Raw genomic sequence first — 17871 nt, 5'->3', positions numbered from 1 at the left:
CTTGACCTCTTCGATGCTTCTTATTGCTTACTCTTCGTATCTATCGCCTCAAAACCATAAGTCTGTAGTAACCGCTGCCCTTCATTTGACAAGACGAATTCAACAAATTGTTGTGAAGATTTAGATTGGCTCAGTTTCACTAAAGGATAGACGATAGCATCGTGAGAACCGCTATCAAATGTGGCTAATACCTCGATCTCAGGGCTGAGTAAAGCATCTGTTTTATACACAACCCCAAGTGGCGTTTCACCACGTTCAACCATTGCCAACACCTGCCTGACATTACTCAAGGGTGCCAGTCGGGTTTTCAAATACTCCCAGACCCCCACTGATTCTAGAGACTGCTTTGCATAAATCCCGGCTGGTACTGAAGTCGGCATGCCAATGGCTAAACGACCACCGCCCAACGCATGTATCCATGATTGAGCCTCGGACACAGAAAAAGTATGATCGGGTTGTGAACGATGTTTTGACACCACCACCAGTTGATTTTTAGCGATAACAGATATCGCATCATTCGAGGTAATGTCCTGTTCTATTAGGTACTCAACCCAGCGTTCATTGGCTGAAATAAACACATCGGCGGGTGCTCCCTGATAGACCTGTCGAGCCAATGACGCGGAGCCACCAAAAACGGTAGTAACGTCGACACCACTTTGCTGAGTATAACTTTGCGCTAAGGCGTTAATGGCATTCGTCATCGATGATGCAGCATAAACGGTGAGTTTATCAGCCCATACAAAAGGTGACAACGTCACTATAAATAGTACGGTTAAATGCCTGGCTATTACGCGTCTCATTTGGAACCTAACGGAATGTCGGGCCACAATAGGTCAAGGCTCATATGCTCCTCTATCGCATCGGCAATTAAATCGATCGCTTTTTCTTTTTCATCGGCAATTGAGAATGATTGCATCTGTGACCCATTAACCCATTCCGCTAATAGTTCTACCATATCCGCAGAATCAAAAAGACCGTGCCAATAAGTCCCGAGAACTGTTGAATCTTCGTTTAACGCCCCATCAGTGACGCCGTCACTATCGATAATAGGTTGTTTTTCATTAACTTGTGATACACCTGCGTGAATTTCGTAACCCTGAACAGGTAAGCATTGCTCTAAAAGCTGAATCTCTCCAGTCACGTTTTTCAATTGCTTGTGCTCGGCTAATTCCGTATCTAGTTTCAATAATCCTAACCCTTGGGTTGTACCAGAAACGCCTTCGATTCCGAGTGGGTCTGAAATAGTATTACCGAGCATTTGGTAGCCGCCACAAATCCCCATCACTTTTCCACCATAACGCAAATGACGGTAAATTTCTTTATCCCAACCTTGCTCTCTTAGATACGCAAGGTCATCTCTTACCGACTTGGAGCCAGGTAAAATGATGAGGTCAGCGCTGCCTAACGGCTCGCCTTTTCCGACATACCTGAAATCAATATCAGGATGCAGTCGTAGTGCGTCGAAATCGGTATGGTTACTGATTCGAGTTAATACTGGAACCACAACACTCAGCTTAGTCTGGTCATTTTTAATTTGCTCACCCACAATGGCATCTTCAGCTTCAATGTTTAGACCATGCAAGTAAGGAATGACACCCAAAACAGGTTTCCCCGTTTTTTCTTCTAACCAATCCAACCCCGGTTCGAGAAGAGATATATCACCTCGAAAACGATTAATAACGAAACCTATGACCCGACGTTGCTCAGATTCAGATAATAGCGCCAGTGTGCCGTATAGATGAGCAAATACACCGCCTCTATCGATATCTGCCACGATAATCACGGGGACGTCTGCGTTCTCTGCAAAACCCATATTTGCAATATCGTTTTCTCTTAAGTTAATTTCTGCAGGGCTGCCCGCTCCCTCTATGATAATAGTGTCAAACTGTTGAGAGAGTTTGCTAAACGAATCCATAACATAGGGCATAGCAATTTTTTTATAGCCATGAAAATCAACTGCATCCATATTGGTAAAAGCTTTACCTTGTATGATGATCTGCGCCCCCGTATCCGAGTTAGGTTTGATTAGCACAGGATTCATGTCTACCGTTGGTATAACCCTAGCCGCTTGGGCCTGGACCACTTGGGCACGTCCAATTTCACCCCCATCTTGAGTGACGCCACTATTTAATGCCATATTTTGCGACTTAAAGGGGGCAACTTTCACCGCTCTTCTTGCCAACACCCGGCATAAACCTGCCACCAACACACTTTTCCCGGCATCTGAAGTGGTGCCTTGCACCATCAGAGCTTGTGAAGTCCGACGCATACGTTCCTAATTATCTTTTCAAAGCCTTTGGTTAGTTTACCTTTTTTACTTAAATATCCCAAACACTGTCACGGGTAAACCTCAGTATTACTAGATAAATACGTAAAGGTGTAGCTAAAACAGGCGTGAATTGAAAATGAATGAGCGCCTCACGCGCGGTTAAGCTTAGGTGCGCTTTAATAGACCACGAACTCACACCACACCCAGTCATATTGAACAGGATATTCACCATGAAAAAAACAGCTTATGCCATCATCGCGGCCCTAACCTTCGCTCCAGCGCTTGTATTCGCAAAAGACGGTGGACATCAAAACAACCCTGCGGTTATCTATAACGGTCCCGTAGATACGGCATCGGTCAGTGAATTACTGGCAGATAACAGCATGTTTAGCGAACAAAACGTCATCATTGATGGTTATCTCGTCCGCCAGATTAAAGACGACAAGTTTATATTTAGCGACGGGGACGCGGAAATACAAGTTGAGCTCGATGACGTTGCCCTCACTACACCGATTGATAATCAAACTAAAGTTCGTATTTTTGGCGAGTATGAGGGCGGATCGACACCAGAAATTGAGGTCGAGCATATTCAAATAATGTAGTGAATTTCTCGACATAAGATAAATTGGTCTGTATTTTGCAGGCCTTTTTTATATATACTTGACGAATTGATCATTTTGACCTTATGTCGACATTCATTACGGAGTTCTCATGCTAGGTAAAGCAAGTCGTACTGCCCTTTTAGCGTTAGCAGTCATCGCCCCCTCATTAGTGCAAGCTAATAATTTCAATTACAACGCTTTCCAAGTTCGCTTGGGTGCAAACCCTGGTACAATAGGAGCAGAGTTTAGTACTTTCTTTACCGAAAACACGCATATTATAGTACGAGGAGATTCTCGTTTCGAAGGTGACTGGGATGTTGCGGGCGGTATTGGGTTTAATGGCCCTGCCGGTCAATTTGCCGATATATACGGCCAACTGCTTATCCATAATGTCAAGACTCGAGATGACGAAAAATTCGATAGCGAATTTATGTCAGAATTTAATATTGGCTCACGTGTCTGGCTACTTGAGAATATAGAAGGGATTGGCCAAATCGGCATGTTAAATCGCCGAGACGACACGGTATTTATTTGGAGTGCGGGAGCTCGTTTCCACTCAACAGATCAGCTGTCTCTTGGAGCCGATATTAAAGACGGCGGTATTTATGGTCCACAAGTTCAAATGGCCGTCAGATTTGAATTCTAAGCCTTATGCAATTCTAAGCCTTATGCTAAGTCTCAAACCATCCCCTATATGTGACTCAATAGTACTCAGAGTTTTGGTTTGAAATAATATCCAAACAACAAAAAAGGCTTTCATTATGAAAGCCTTTTTTAATGGTTTATGCCGTTTCTAATTTTACTTAATTTTTCGCTTATTTAGATTTCGGTTTTGGTTGTACGTATTTTCTACTAACATCAACCAAAGCAACATCCCTAAAGAAACTTCTCCCTAATAGTACTGGGTACTTAAGGTGCGTACGGTCTGCCAACGTAAACTCGGTTTTGCTTGTCATATCGCCAATAGTAATTGCAGAAAGCACGACTGGTCGCTTATCACTCTCTTCTGAACCAGACTGTTTCACTTTGACCCAACGTTCAACTGGCAAACTCATTTCTTTAGACTCAACACCTTTGTGTTTTACCTTGAATTTCACCCAGTCTTTACCATCACGTTCAAATGGAATAATATCGACAGCGCTTAATGATGAAGTCGTCGCACCAGTATCTACTCTTGCTTTTGTTGTAACTTTCACATCAACAAGACGAACGTATTCCTCTTCACCCAAAATCAATTTCCCTTCGCCATTTTTCACAGGCGCCGGTTTAACCGCGGGTTTAGTAGGCTTTTCTGCAGGTTTCGTCTCTTTTTCAACAACAGGTTTTTCCACCTCTGGCTCTGCCTTAACTGGCTCGGCTTTTGTTGCTTCAGATTCGTCTGGAGATTGGGAAGCAGATGAGTCTGTTTTTGGCTCTTCTACTTGTGGTGGAGTCACTGATTCAGTTTGGCTTGTCGTAGAACACGCCACTAGGCCGCCACTTAACATCAGTGGTAAAATCACTTTCCACGCTTTCATTCATTCACCTTTTATTACTTTTTTTATAGGATTATCGTCGTATTTTGCCGACTACCATGCAACGGTATCAACGACTGTACGACGATTTACTTAAACTGCACGCTATCTTTCACGCGCCAAGATTACCATTAACTCACGGATATAAGAGCGTTAGCGACATAAGGTAACTGAGTTTCTGACAAGCCCGCAATGTTAATTCGGCCGTCATCCACGCCATAAATACCAAATTCTGTTCGTAGGCGCTGCATTTGCTCTGCTGTAAATCCTAGCACAGTAAACATGCCTTTGTGAGCCATGATAAAGTCAAATTGGTCAGATGAATGATTGTTTTTTAATTCTTTACACAGACCATCACGTAACGAAACTAGTCTTTGCTGCATTTCTAACAATTCAGTTTGCCACTGACTGGTGAGATGTTCATCTGCCAAAATTGTTTTGACAAGCGCAGCGCCATGATCTGGTGGCATGGTATAAGTCGAGCGTGCCAAAGTAAGCAATTTACCGCGTGCATTCGCCGCTTCTTTTGCATTTTTGCCAATAACAACGGCTGCCCCTGTCCGTTCACGATACAGTCCAAAGTTCTTGGAGCAAGACGTCGTTAACAGCATTTCTTCAACACTTTCAGCCATGTGACGCAGACCTAGTGCATCTGCCTCTAACCCATCGCCAAAGCCTTGATAAGCAACATCAACAAACGGAACAAACCCATTGCGCACGCTCAAATCGGTTATCTGCTTCCACTCTTCTAGTGAAATATCTGCCCCGGTAGGGTTATGGCAGCAACCATGCAGAAGTACGACATCACCAGCGCCTGCTGAACTGATGTCGGTCAACATCGCATCCGTATCAACCTGCTTAGTTTCTGTATTGAAATAGCGATAAAACTTAACGTTTAATCCTGCTGCTTCCATCACTGGTTTATGGTTCACGTAACTTGGATTCGATAACCATACTGTCGTACCCGGAGCGGCAACGTTCAGCAGGTCTCCTAACATTCTTAACCCACCGCTTGCGCCTGGCGTTTGAATGATAGACATTCGGTCGTAAATTGGCGTTTCACCAAACACAACTTTAGCGATACTTTGATTAAACTCTTCACAACCCGCTAAGCCTACATAGGCTTTAGTTTGCTGTTCACTGGTCACAATTCGTTGCGCCTCGGAAACAGCCTTCATGATTGGAGTTTGTCCTTCACTATTGCGGTAAACACCAATACCAAGATCAACTTTATCCTCGCGAGGATCGTTTCGGTAAGCAACGGAAAGAGACAGAATAGGATCGAGCGTAGGCTCGGATAAATGAGAAAACATGAAAGTCACAACCCTTTGAAATTCAAGCAATGGCTTTCACGTTATCACTAGATTCAAATGAATGAAATACTTTTATGCAGTCAGCTAGGAGAGCTGTGGAGAATTACACCATAATCAGCGAAAACGATGGCTTAAATTTTAGTAAAGCGATGAATAATTTGGTTAGCACTGCCACGCCACTCAAGTTCTGGATCAAATAACGGCTGCTCAAATTTACCATCCACCAGCACGTCCACCAGGTCTATAACCTGACGCTGTTTGGCAGATAAACTCGCTAAGGTGTAACCTGACCACAACCAGATATCTTTGCCAACGCACTCGGATTTAACTCTCTTTACTAATTTAAGTACCGCTTCGACATTCGCTGGATGCAGTGGGTCTCCTCCAGATAAAGACAATCCACGCTTGTTAATTCTAGTATCGTTAAGATCGGCAATAATTTGATCTTCGAGAGCTTGTGTAAAAGCATGTCCTGAACGCAATGACCACGTCGATTGATTATAACAACCACGGCATTGGTGCTCACAGCCAGACACAAAAAGCGTACATCTTGTCCCGGGTCCATTTACAACGTCTATCGGGTGATACTGGTGGTAGTTCATCGTTGGTAAGTCTCTAGATATTTACTCGGTGATTCGATCACGACCGAATCAATAAACCGCCTATACACAACATTATGTCCTGCACACAAGTCATGTAAAGACGGCTCTTTTGCTGCTTTTGTTAGCGTCAGTGTGACCTTTCACGTCCTGCCACTATGCACATGTTACATTGAACGCAGTATCACAATAGGCAATGCATTCAACGCTGCTCGCTATTTTTACTATAAGTGTTTAACGCGTCGTTTTACTTCTTCTTGCTTGCCGAAGTTGAAAGGACGAGCATCCGGGCTACCCAAATAACCACAAACACGGCGTGTCACGGATACTTTGGATGAATCGTGGTTGCCACATTTAGGACAAGTAAAGCCTTTACTTGCGCAATCAAACTCCCCCGTATAACCACATTCATAGCATTCATCAATTGGCGTGTTTGTGCCGTAGTAAGGCACTCGGCTGTAGCTGTAATCCCAAACATTTTCTAACGCTTCGATGTTGCGCTGCATGTTCGGGAATTCACCGTAACAAATAAAACCACCAGACGATATTTCCGGGTATGGCATCTCAAAGTCAATTTTGTCGTATGGATTGACCGTCTTTTGTACATCTAAATGGAAACTATTGGTGTAGTAACCCTTGTCAGTGACGCCTTCTATTACACCAAATTCTTTGGTATCAATCTGACAGAAACGGCTGCATAAGTTTTCACTTGGCGTTCCATAAAGGCTAAATGCATAACCTGTTTCTTCTGCCCACGATTTCACGGTTTCTTTCATGTGTTTGATGATATCAAGCGCTTTATCACGGATTTCATTGTCATCAAACATGTGAACATCTGTGCCAAATAACGCGGTCATCGTCTCGTGAATACCGATGTAACCTAGCGAAATAGACGCTCTGCCATTTTTAAAGATTGGCGCTATTGAATCATCTGCTTTTAAGCGAACGCCACATGCCCCTTCCATATATAGGATAGGCGCCACACGAGCTTTTACTTTTTCAAGACGGCTAATACGTGTTTCTAGCGCGCGGCGTGCCAATGTCATTCGATCATTAAGTAGTTCATAGAACTTATCAATAGACCCGTTTGCTTTAATAGCAATACGTGGCAAGTTCAAACTAACGACACCTAGGTTATTACGACCTTCATGCTGCAGTTCACCGTTCTCTTCATAGGTGTTCAAAAAACTACGACAACCCATTGGCGTTTTAAATGAACCCGTCACTTCTACTACTTTGTCGTAATTTAGGATATCTGGGTACATACGCTTTGACGCACATTCTAATGCTAGCTGTTTAACATCGTAGTGAGGGTCTTGCGACTGATGATTCAAACCATCTTTAATCGCAAATACCAATTTAGGGAACACCGCCGTTTTACGGTTCTTACCCAGACCAGCAATACGATTTTTCAAAATTGACTGTTGGATCAGTTTTGACTCCCAGCTTGTGCCAAGACCAAAACCAAACGTAACAAAAGGCGTTTGACCGTTCGCTGTGTGCAGGGTGTTAACCTCATACTCTAAAGATTGAAACGCGTCGTAACACTCTTTTTCAGTTTGTTTGAGAGCAAACTCTTCAGGAGCATGAATATCCCATTCTTTAGCAATCTCAAGGTGCTTGTCATAGCTCGTCTTTACATACGGAGCAAGCACTTCATCAATACGGTTGATCGTGGTTCCGCCATAAATATGACTGGCCACTTGTGCGATGATTTGCGCTGTCACTGCCGTCGCCGTTGAAATCGATTTTGGTGTATCAATCTCAGCGTTACCCATTTTAAACCCATGAGTCAGCATGCCTTTTAAGTCGATGAGCATACAGTTAAACATTGGGAAAAACGGTGCATAATCAAGATCGTGATAATGGATATCACCTTCATCATGCGCCTGAACAATATCACGTGGTAAAATACGTGTTTTCGCGTAATGCTTGGCAACAATGCCCGCTAATAAATCACGTTGCGTCGGAATCACCTTACCGTCTTTATTGGCGTTTTCGTTTAATAAGTCTGCGTTACTTTCTTCAATCAGACCTTCAATTTCTTTAGTCAGCGCACTTTTCTTTTCACGCGCTAAATCACGGTCGTGACGATATTCGATATACGAACGAGCAAGCCCTTTGTATGGACCTTGCATCAATTCGTTCTCGACGAGAGTCTGGATCTCTTGGATGTCTACATTTTCGCAATCTTGCAATTTAAGCTCTACTGCTATCGCGACATTGGCCGCATAAAGTTCAAGCGCTTTGTCTGCATGTTCTGCTGCTCTTACTACGGCAGCTTCTATACGATCCTTTGTAAACGGAGCACGAGAGCCGTCTCTTTTGATTACGATTGTTTTCACCCTTTCTCCTATCCCCTCAATATTCACAGACTTATCCACAAATACACTATATGGGGGTGTTACGATTGATTCTGACACAATATATTGTGGTGTATTTAACGAGAAGCGAGAACTAAAAGTATTGATTTAGATCAACTAAACTGAGGTAGTGAGCAAGAAGATATCAATCTTACTGAACTTGATCCCAGTTAGTTAATTACAGACAATTTTCATTAAATTTTGCCAACTTTATGTTGATCTTTTGGCATCGCTTGCGGCACATTGGCTGGACGATCATTTAGAAATGGCAAGGGCGATGTTTAGAACAATCTGTTATGAAATAACAAAATTTACGTGCGTAGTGGCTATAAGTATTTTTCCTACATTCACGCACGCGTTAACCATCACGAGTTGGAATATAGAATGGCTATCACTTACCCCTTCAAACAGGTTTGAACAGAGCCAACGAACCGAAGCCGATTTTCAAGCACTTTCGCGTCACTTAGAACAAGTTTCACCCGACATTCTTGCGTTCCAAGAAGTAGACTCGATCGCCGCTATCCAAAAAGTGGTGGGAGACGAATACACCATTTACTTTTCTGACCGAGCGCTTTCCCATAACCATAAACACCAGTTTAATGAGATAAACCAATACACTGGTTTTGCTGTACGCGACACATTACAAGTTGAAGACCAGCCTGATTTTCCTCTTACCCAAGGGAATCGACTGCGCTTTGCATCTGCAGTGACGTTAACGTATCAAGGTGAAAAGATTCAGCTGCTGTCGGTACATTTAAAAGCAGGATGCAGCGGGAAATACTCAGCCACATCGTCTTGCAAGCAACTTAAACATCAGGGCAAAGCCGTCAATAGCTGGCTTAAACAGGTAGAGCAGCAAGGAGACAACTATATTTTATTAGGTGATTTCAACCATAATCTGGCTTATCGCGGAGATTGGTTGTGGACTCAAATGACCAATGGTCTCAGTTACAGCCCACGACTCACGAGCCAATCCACTAAAGCGACCTGTAAAGTACAATCTAATAAAAACCCCAATCGTACCCATCAGTTCCGTTCATTGATCGACCATATCATCGTGAGCCCATCGTTGCGTACGTCCCCAGCCATTCAAAATACGATGGACACCAAGGACGTGTTGTCTTTTAACATGAGCGACCACTGCCCTATTAGCGTGACGCTGTATTAGCGGTCACCCCGTCACCTATGGCGAGTCTTTAAAACCCAACTTTAGCAATAGCTTTCTGGGTGGACAGAACCCTGTGAAGCCACTTTGAATTAGGTTTAGTCCTATAAAAACACTCAACCAAACAAAGTGGTGACTCACAAAAGCCGTGAGTAACAAAGACACGAGAACCATTGAACCCGCCAATACTCGAATACCATTTTCAACTTTCATTACGCTCTCCTTTGGAACTTTTTTAGTCATGAACTCGTTTACAACCTTTACTTTGCTGCATAGTGGTATGCCCAATGACTAAGTGTTCTGTTTGTCACTCCACCTGAATCACACCACGCTTTAGCGCAACATAGTAGAGAATTGGAATAATCAATAAGGTTAAAAGTGTTGAAACAAAAATCCCGAAGATCAGGCTGATTGCTAAGCCATTAAAAATGGGGTCATCTAGAATGAAGACCGCACCTATCATCGCAGCTAAAGCCGTCAGCATAATAGGCTTAGCGCGGACTATCGCAGACTCAATCACAGCGTCACCCAAATCCATACCATTACGTAATTGGTGGTTGATGAAATCGACAAGTAAGATCGAGTTTCGCACAATGATCCCAGCAAGTGCTATCATGCCGATCATCGACGTCGCCGTGAATTGCGCGCCTAATAATACATGGCCGGGCATGACCCCGATAATGGTCAGAGGAATCGGCGCCATAATAATAAGCGGCACTAAATACGATTTGAACTGCGCGACAACTAAAAGATAGATCAGTACCATTCCAACCGCATAAGCAATACCCATGTCACGAAATGTCTCGTAAGTAATGGTCCATTCACCATCCCAGAATATTTCTACACCTTGCAACCCCGAGGGTTGATTAATAAAGTACTGTTTCGCTTCTAACCCCTTATCTTCCATAGTGGTGGATATATCCGCCATTCCATACAAAGGGCTATCCAAGTCACCAGTCATATCGCCAACAACCATGATCATCGGGACAAGGTTTTTATGTACGATATAGTTGTCCATTGGTGCTTCACTAATTCGAATCAAATCGGCGAGCAAATACTGCGTACCATTGGCGCTACGTATTTTCATATTCATCACCTGCTCTAAACGAACTTTGGCACTCTCCTTTGCTTGAATCTGAATAGGAATAGGGTATTTACTTTGCTCACTATGCAAGTAACTCACAGGCTTGCCGCCTACAGCCGTCGCCAACGTATCGACAACCGATGAGTAAGAAAGTCCCAAGCGCGATACTTTGCTTCGGTCTATGACTACTTGCCATTTTTGATGTGACTCTGGTAGGTAAAGATCAACATCGACAATGTCTTGGGTATCTTTGAATATCTCACGTAGTGTCAATGCGGCTTGTTCACGTACCTCTTGCGTCGGCCCATAGACTTCCGCCAATATCGGTGACCAAACGGGTGGCCCTGGTGGCACTTCAACGACTTTGACTTTCCCACCAAATCGCTTAGCGATCTCCACCAAAATCGGTCGGATCTGGGCGGCGATTTCATGGCTAGAACGTACTCGTTCAGACTTATCGGTCAAATTAACCTGGATATCACCTTTATCTGGTGCCTGTCGCATAAAATAATGTCGTACTAGGCCGTTAAAATTGATTGGTGCAGCCGTGCCCGCGTAAATTTGGTAATCCTTGACCTCCTCTACCTCATTAAGTGCATCACTCAATTCAAACAACACTCTTTGTGTTCGTTCTAATGAGTTACCCTCCGGCATATCCAAAATCACTTGAAACTCAGATTTGTTGTCAAACGGTAGCATTTTCATGACGACCAACTGTTGTACAGGTAGCCACAATGACACTGCAATCGCCACCAATACCCCAACCCCCAACAAAAGGCGATTACGCTTTTGCATACGACTAGTGACAAACGGAGACATGATCTTATTAAAGAAAACAACATGCTTATTCGCCGTCTTATGATCCGACATATCCCCTTTTTTCAATAAAATGCGTGCAAGCCACGGCGTCAGCACAAAGGCAATGATCAATGAAATTAACATCCCCATCGACGCATTGATGGGAATTGGACTCATGTATGGTCCCATTAATCCGGAAACAAACGCCATAGGAAGTAATGCGGCAATCACAGTCAATGTTGCAAGTATCGTAGGTCCACCCACCTCATCAACGGCGCCAGGAATAAGTTCTGCCAGTTTTCGCTTCCCTTTGAGCATATGTCGATGAATATTCTCTACAACGACAATGGCATCATCAACCAATATGCCAATCGAAAAAATCAGCGCAAATAAAGACACCCTATTCAAGGTAAAACCCCAAGCCCACGATGCAAACAACGTCAGTAACAAGGTTATGATAACAGCGATGCCGACAACTACCGCCTCGCGCACCCCCATGGTAAACAACACTAACAAGACCACTGCGCCCGTGGCGAACGCAAGCTTGCCAATTAAGGTATTAGCTTTGTCGGCAGCTGTTTTTCCGTAATCACGTGTCATGTCGACTTGGATAGTATCTGGGATCAATGTGCTTTCTAGCTGAGTCAATCGCTGCTCAATCTTCTTCGCAACATCGACCGCATTTTCCCCACTTTTTTTGGCTATGGCGATGGTAACTGCCGGCTTTAACTGATTCTTATCGCCAGTCCATACCACTTGTGTTGGTGTATCTGCATCCAATTCAACCTGCGCGATGTCGGAGAGATAAACAGGCTGATCGTCATTTAGCCCTACAACTAACTGTTTAACGTCATCAATATTGGTTAAGAACTCGCCTATCTGCAAAGGAATTGACTGGTTGTCTTGCGTTAGGCTAAGCAGCGTCGATGCAGAGTTAGCGTCCGGCAACATTTTATTTAACGCATCGATCGTAACACCGTAGCCAGACATTTTTGCCGGATCCAGCCTGACATCCACAATCGTAGGTTGGCGCCCTACTGTGTAAATATCTCGCGTGCCTTTAATTCGCTTTAATTCAGTTTCTAAACCCGAGGCTACACTAGTTAGAGCTTGTAGCGACACGTCCTCATGCTTAGCCGACAATGTCACATTAACAATCGGCACATCTTCTATGCCACGAGGTTTAATTAGCGGCTGTCCTACGCCCATATTTGGCGGAATCCAGTCATTATTGGAATAGAGCTTGTTGTAGATTTTAACTACCGCCTCGTTACGAGGAATACCTACCTCAAAAATCGCGACAATCATCGCACCACCAGGCTGCGAGAATGAATAGATTTTGTCTATCCCGTTAATTTCCGAAACGATTTGCTCTGTGGGGTTGGTCACTAAGCTTTCTACTTCACGCGGGGTGGCGCCGGGGAATGGAATATATATATCCGCAAAGGTGACATCGATTTGAGGCTCCTCTTCCTTCGGTGTCACCGCTATCGCCATTAAGCCGAGTAATAGTGCGACTAACGCTAGTAATGGCGTCATTGCTGACGTTTGGAAAGTAGCAGCAATGCGCCCGGAAATCCCCATTTTGTCATCACTCATTTTGTTACTCATTCATGTTCTCCTACTTCTCAGCGAGATACGCGACAGCATCTGAGATAATTTCATCTCCGACTTCAAGACCGCTCAAAACTTGCAGTTGGTCGTTATGTTGCTGCCCAACTCGTATTGGATTCATGGTAACTTTCGCGCCGTCCACCCGATAGACCACGCTGAGCTCCCCACGTTGGATGACTGAACTCTTCGGAACTAACAAAGTTGGTATTTCATCATAATGGAAAGCGATATTGACCCACTCTCCAGGGAGTAGCTTGGCGGGTTGTTCTAACAGTTCGAGTCGCAGACGAAAGGTGCGAGATTGATGGTGAGCATAATTGAACAATTTTGCTTCATAGGGTTCTAGCGTCTCCCCATTTAGCGTGGTTATCGTAAATTGGCTCACACCACTAACATCGTTTCGATAACGTTGTGGAACCTCAGTGACCACTCGTAAGGGAGATAAGGAGAACCCAGTGATTAACTGGCTGCCTGGCGCCACGGTTTCACCAAGCTCAACGTGACGTTTAGTCACAATACCTGTATAGGGCGCTGTAATACTGGTATACCCTAGCGACTCCTTCGCCTGCGTCACCGCTGCGGTCGCTTGTTTTACATCGGCCAACGATGATCGCGCTGCCGCTTCCGCGGTATCGAGTCGCTCTTTGGAAATCGCACCTTTGGGAAATAGCTCTCGATAGCGCTTGACCTGAGCGATAGCTTTATTCTTTTGGGCATTGGCACTATTAAGTTGTGCTAATGCAGCATCAAGTGAAGCCGACTGCTGCTGTGCACTAATTTCAAGTAACACATCCCCTTGCTTAACCATGTCATTGACGTCGGCATTCACCGCAACAATCCGACCCGATGTTTGCGCTGAGAGTGTCCCTCGATTAACCGCTTCAACCGTTCCGTCTAGTTCAACGACAATACCAACATCTTGTAGATCAACAACGGTGGTTTCAAAGGCGTACGACATTGTGCTGACAATAGCACTACTCCATACAACCCAATTAAGAAATCCCACTTTCATGTTCACCTCGCGCTCATAAATTAGTTAACTCTAATATACATGCGTTATTTAGCATTGTCTAATGTTAATATTAGCTAATGCTAAATAAAATTGGTTCCGTACTGCACTATTTCCTTACTAAGCTGATTTCACTCTACTTCCTTAAATGAAAACGGTTTAGAAAATAAAAAAGGCTTGGTGATTAAACCAAGCCTTGCTATCTGTTCCCCGTATCAAGACGGCTCATACAGTGGCGTTATCGTTTTGCTAAAAGCCTATTTTTATTGCTTCGCTAACACGGAATCATTGCGTTTAGACAATAGAATATCGCCAATAAACATTCCGACGATCATCATAACCACAAAGCCAACAATACCAGTACTGCCATTAGCGATTGACGAGATAGCAGGTCCAGGACAAATGCCCGCGATACCCCAACCTAAGCCGAACAAAGCAGAACCGCTTAACAATTGAATATCGATCTTTTTATCGTCTGAAATGCAAAACTGATCGGTGCACACAGGCTGCGCCTTCTTACGAATGATCAACCAATAGCTTGGTGCGAATACTAGCAGTGCGCCCCCCATAACAAAGGCAAGATCAGGAGACCAGTGACCAAATATATCCAGAAAAGCCATCACATTTTGAGGATCGCTCATACCAGAGACAATCATACCGATACCGAACAAAAAACCACTAATGAGTGAGATAACACGTTGCATCATTGCCTCCTATAGTACGTGTAACATAACGCTAGTTGTTGCCATTGCAACAGCCATAAAGGTCATTGTAGCGACAATGGAGCGCTTCGATAAACGCCCCATCCCGCAAATGCCGTGCCCACTGGTGCAGCCATTACCTAGCTTAGTTCCCAAACCGACGAGCAAGCCAGCAACCAAGACGAGTGGTGTAGACACAACCATCTCAGCAGGAGCAACATTCAACAGTTTTGCAGACAGAACGCCCCCAACGACCATACCCAGTACAAACAAAAGACGCCAGCTCGTATCGCCTGATTTGGCTTGGTAGATTCGCCCAAGAATGCCACTTATTCCAGCAATCTTGCCGTTGAAAAACAATAACAATGTGGCGGATAGACCCAGTAACATGCCACCAAGCAGCGATGCCCAAGGGAAGGTAAATTCCATAATGACCTCTTTCAACATTAAAATGATTTAAGTTGCAAAATTCATCAAAAATTCTGCAAGTTAAAACAGCTTTGATGTTATGTAATTAGTGGCAGTATAACGTATGCAATTGTTTAATAAGTCCCGCAACACGCTCATCTTTGAGTGCATAGTAAACATGTTGTGATTCCTTTCTTGAAGAGACTAAGTCCGCCTTCTTTAACACGGTCAAATGTTGTGAAAACGCTGATTGACTAAGGTTTGAGTTGGCTTGTAATTGACCAGCGCCCTGCTCTCCATCCACTAACTGGCACAACACAAACAAACGGTCTGGATGCGATAACGTTTTCAATACCTCTGCGACATCCGTTACGCGCTCTTTCATATGCAATAAATCCACGTTGTTACCTCTGTGTGTCATGATTTTGGTTGATTATCTACGCACCAATTACTTTAGTCAAACCTTAATTAGAATTAATAAATTTAGATTAAAATACATTAGACAATGCTAATTCATGGCGTTATAGTAATCGCAACTGAAATGAATTGACGGCAAGATCGTCTATTTAGCACTATTAGCTTCAAAAAAATAAACAGAGGTATTGTATGACTAAGATATTAATCGTAGGTGGTGTTGCTGGAGGCGCTTCTGCCGCGGCACGAGCAAGACGCTTAAGCGAAGATGCTCAGATCGTAATGTTCGAACGTGGACCTTTTGTTTCTTTTGCGAATTGCGGATTACCTTACCATGTCGGCGGCGACATCCAGGATCGTAGCAAACTGTTGTTACAGACTCCTGAAAGCTTTCTCGCTCGCTTTAATGTTGATGTTCGTGTTATGAGTGAAGTTAAGTCAATTAACCGTAACGATAAAACCGTCACCGTAAAAAACTTAGTCGATGGCACGCAATATACAGAATCGTACGACTTTCTATTACTTAGCCCCGGAGCTGCGCCTTTCGTTCCTCCTATCAGCGGTATCGCTAATCCCCTTACGCATACTCTGCGGAACATCCCTGATATGGATCGGATCCTGCAAACTATCCAGATGAACAAGCCCGAGCATGCTACGGTCGTCGGGGGTGGTTTTATCGGCTTAGAAATGATGGAAGCGTTCCACCAACTTGGTATTAAAACCACCCTAATTGAGATGGCAGATCAAGTCATGACGCCTGTCGATAAGGAAATGGCTGGCTTTGCACACGCGGAAATTAAAGCGCACGATGTGGATCTTAGATTGGGTGTTGCGCTTGAATCTGTCCACTATACCAGTAGTCATCACGTGGCCAGTAAAGACGCAGGCGAACCGACAGAACATCAGCATTTGCAAGGTAGTTTACAGCTCACTCTTAATAACGGTGAACAACTCGACACCGACATGCTGATCATGTCTATCGGTGTGCGTCCTGAATCAAGCCTAGCAAAAGAAGCGGGATTACAATTGGGCGAGTTTGGCGGCATTTACACAAATGATGCCATGCAAACCAGTGATCCTTCTATCTACGCGGTCGGTGACGCAGTTGAAGACAAAGACTTTGTTACTGGAAAACCCGGCTTTGTTCCCCTAGCCGGTCCTGCGAATCGTCAAGGACGTATGGCTGCAGACAACATGCTTGGGCGTAATGAAACCTATCAGGGTACACAAGGCACTGCCATCGTTAAAATCTTCGACTTAGCGGTTGCTTCAGTAGGTAAAAATGAAAAAGTGCTAAAACGTGAAGGCATTCGTTATGAAAAAGTGTACGTTCATACTGCTAGTCACGCCAGTTATTACCCAGGCTCTGAAATTGTGTCGCTTAAACTACTCTTTAGCCCTGAAACCGGTAAAATTCTTGGTGCGCAAGCCGCAGGTAAAGATGGCGTGGACAAGCGAATTGATGTTCTTGCTGTCGCGCAGCGCGCGGGTATGACTGTTGAACAACTCCAGCACCTTGAACTTACTTATGCTCCTCCATATGGCAGTGCAAAAGATGTCATTAATCAAGCTGCGTTTGTTGCCAACAATATACTTAAAGGTGATTCAACACCGATTCACTTTGACGAGATAGATAACCTGACAAGCGATCAAGTGTTATTAGATGTTCGTAACCCTGGTGAGCTCGAAAATGGAGGCTTTATCGACGGAGCAATCAATATCCCTGTCGATCAGCTTCGTCAGCGTATGAATGAGTTGCCGAAAAACAAAGAGATCATCATCTACTGTCAAGTGGGGTTACGCGGTAACGTAGCCTATCGTCAACTGGTTAACAATGGCTTTAACGCTCGCAACCTGATTGGTGGTTACCGTACTTATAAGTTTGCCTCAGCATAATGGGGGAACGTGTTAAGCCGTGAACGTTGATAAAAAGTGTACGTAGATAAACAGGAGCCTTAATAAATAAGGAGACGTAATACACATTCATTGCGTGCAACGGTTTATGATTCGATGACAAA

The 17871-nt window shown here is 44.1% G+C and carries 16 protein-coding genes; 4 read left to right on the top strand and 12 right to left on the bottom strand.

Going from position 1 to position 17871, the window contains the following annotated elements; translation table 11 throughout:
- Positions 1-20: 20 nt before the first annotated feature.
- A complete protein-coding gene (gene modA / locus M9196_RS16500; RefSeq protein ID WP_250618615.1) occupies positions 21-800 on the bottom strand; it encodes a molybdate ABC transporter substrate-binding protein in 780 nt (259 codons plus the stop codon).
- Positions 797-2269 carry a cobyric acid synthase gene (locus M9196_RS16495; protein ID WP_250618614.1) on the bottom strand — a complete coding sequence of 491 codons (1473 nt, stop codon included), beginning with the start codon at positions 2267-2269 and terminating at the stop codon, positions 797-799. The genes modA and M9196_RS16495 overlap by 4 nt, the downstream gene beginning before the upstream one ends.
- 230 nt (positions 2270-2499) lie before the next feature.
- Here M9196_RS16495 and M9196_RS16490 point away from each other — a divergent pair, with 230 nt between their 5' ends.
- Both M9196_RS16490 and M9196_RS16485 read left to right on the top strand, forming a co-directional pair.
- Positions 2500-2871 (top strand): YgiW/YdeI family stress tolerance OB fold protein, encoded by a 372-nt coding sequence (locus M9196_RS16490; protein WP_250618613.1) that lies wholly within the window; start codon positions 2500-2502, stop codon positions 2869-2871.
- A 109-nt stretch (positions 2872-2980) separates the two neighbouring features.
- The gene (locus M9196_RS16485) at positions 2981-3517 is read left to right on the top strand and encodes a hypothetical protein (protein ID WP_250618612.1); all 537 of its coding nucleotides are present in this window, start codon (positions 2981-2983) and stop codon (positions 3515-3517) included.
- Between the two features lie 169 nt (positions 3518-3686).
- On the opposite strand, the gene M9196_RS16480 is transcribed toward M9196_RS16485, so the two are convergent.
- The 4 genes from M9196_RS16480 to nrdD all read right to left on the bottom strand — a co-directional run bounded on the left by M9196_RS16480 (position 3687) and on the right by nrdD (position 8642).
- Positions 3687-4388 carry an ATP-dependent zinc protease family protein gene (locus M9196_RS16480; protein WP_250618611.1) on the bottom strand — a complete coding sequence of 234 codons (702 nt, stop codon included), beginning with the start codon at positions 4386-4388 and terminating at the stop codon, positions 3687-3689.
- A 128-nt stretch (positions 4389-4516) separates the two neighbouring features.
- On the bottom strand, positions 4517-5698 hold the full coding sequence (locus tag M9196_RS16475) for an amino acid aminotransferase (RefSeq protein WP_250618610.1): 1182 nt from the start codon (positions 5696-5698) through the stop codon (positions 4517-4519).
- Positions 5699-5829: 131 nt separating this feature from the next.
- Positions 5830-6300: an anaerobic ribonucleoside-triphosphate reductase-activating protein gene (gene nrdG / locus M9196_RS16470; RefSeq protein WP_250618609.1), complete on the bottom strand. Its 471-nt coding sequence runs from the start codon at positions 6298-6300 to the stop codon at positions 5830-5832.
- A gap of 221 nt (positions 6301-6521) precedes the next feature.
- On the bottom strand, positions 6522-8642 hold the full coding sequence (gene nrdD, locus M9196_RS16465) for an anaerobic ribonucleoside-triphosphate reductase (RefSeq protein WP_250618608.1): 2121 nt from the start codon (positions 8640-8642) through the stop codon (positions 6522-6524).
- Between the two features lie 340 nt (positions 8643-8982).
- On the opposite strand from nrdD, the gene M9196_RS16460 reads away from it, so the two are divergent.
- Positions 8983-9828 carry an endonuclease/exonuclease/phosphatase family protein gene (locus M9196_RS16460; protein WP_250618607.1) on the top strand — a complete coding sequence of 282 codons (846 nt, stop codon included), beginning with the start codon at positions 8983-8985 and terminating at the stop codon, positions 9826-9828.
- A 15-nt stretch (positions 9829-9843) separates the two neighbouring features.
- Here M9196_RS16460 and M9196_RS16455 read toward each other — a convergent pair whose 3' ends face one another.
- The 6 genes from M9196_RS16455 to M9196_RS16430 form a co-directional block, all read right to left on the bottom strand.
- Complete coding sequence (locus M9196_RS16455) at positions 9844-10038, bottom strand: YgaP family membrane protein (RefSeq protein ID WP_250618606.1); 195 nt, start codon at positions 10036-10038, stop codon at positions 9844-9846.
- 94 nt (positions 10039-10132) lie between these two features.
- Positions 10133-13318: an efflux RND transporter permease subunit gene (locus M9196_RS16450; protein ID WP_250618605.1), complete on the bottom strand. Its 3186-nt coding sequence runs from the start codon at positions 13316-13318 to the stop codon at positions 10133-10135.
- A gap of 10 nt (positions 13319-13328) precedes the next feature.
- Positions 13329-14333, bottom strand: coding sequence for an efflux RND transporter periplasmic adaptor subunit (locus M9196_RS16445; protein WP_250618604.1), 1005 nt, complete (start codon positions 14331-14333; stop codon positions 13329-13331).
- A 260-nt stretch (positions 14334-14593) separates the two neighbouring features.
- Complete coding sequence (locus M9196_RS16440; RefSeq protein WP_250618603.1) at positions 14594-15037, bottom strand: YeeE/YedE family protein; 444 nt, start codon at positions 15035-15037, stop codon at positions 14594-14596.
- A 6-nt stretch (positions 15038-15043) separates the two neighbouring features.
- A complete protein-coding gene (locus M9196_RS16435) occupies positions 15044-15460 on the bottom strand; it encodes a YeeE/YedE family protein (RefSeq protein WP_250618602.1) in 417 nt (138 codons plus the stop codon).
- An 85-nt stretch (positions 15461-15545) separates the two neighbouring features.
- Positions 15546-15860 (bottom strand): ArsR/SmtB family transcription factor, encoded by a 315-nt coding sequence (locus tag M9196_RS16430; protein WP_250618601.1) that lies wholly within the window; start codon positions 15858-15860, stop codon positions 15546-15548.
- A 185-nt stretch (positions 15861-16045) separates the two neighbouring features.
- Here M9196_RS16430 and M9196_RS16425 point away from each other — a divergent pair, with 185 nt between their 5' ends.
- Positions 16046-17749, top strand: a complete 1704-nt coding sequence (locus M9196_RS16425) for an FAD-dependent oxidoreductase (RefSeq protein ID WP_250618600.1) — start codon at positions 16046-16048, stop codon at positions 17747-17749.
- Positions 17750-17871: the final 122 nt, after the last annotated feature.

Source organism: Vibrio methylphosphonaticus, assembly GCF_023634655.1.
Classification (GTDB): domain Bacteria; phylum Pseudomonadota; class Gammaproteobacteria; order Enterobacterales; family Vibrionaceae; genus Vibrio; species Vibrio methylphosphonaticus.
The sequence above is the reverse complement of the archived record's forward strand: the minus strand, read 5'-3'. Positions and strand labels throughout refer to the sequence as shown.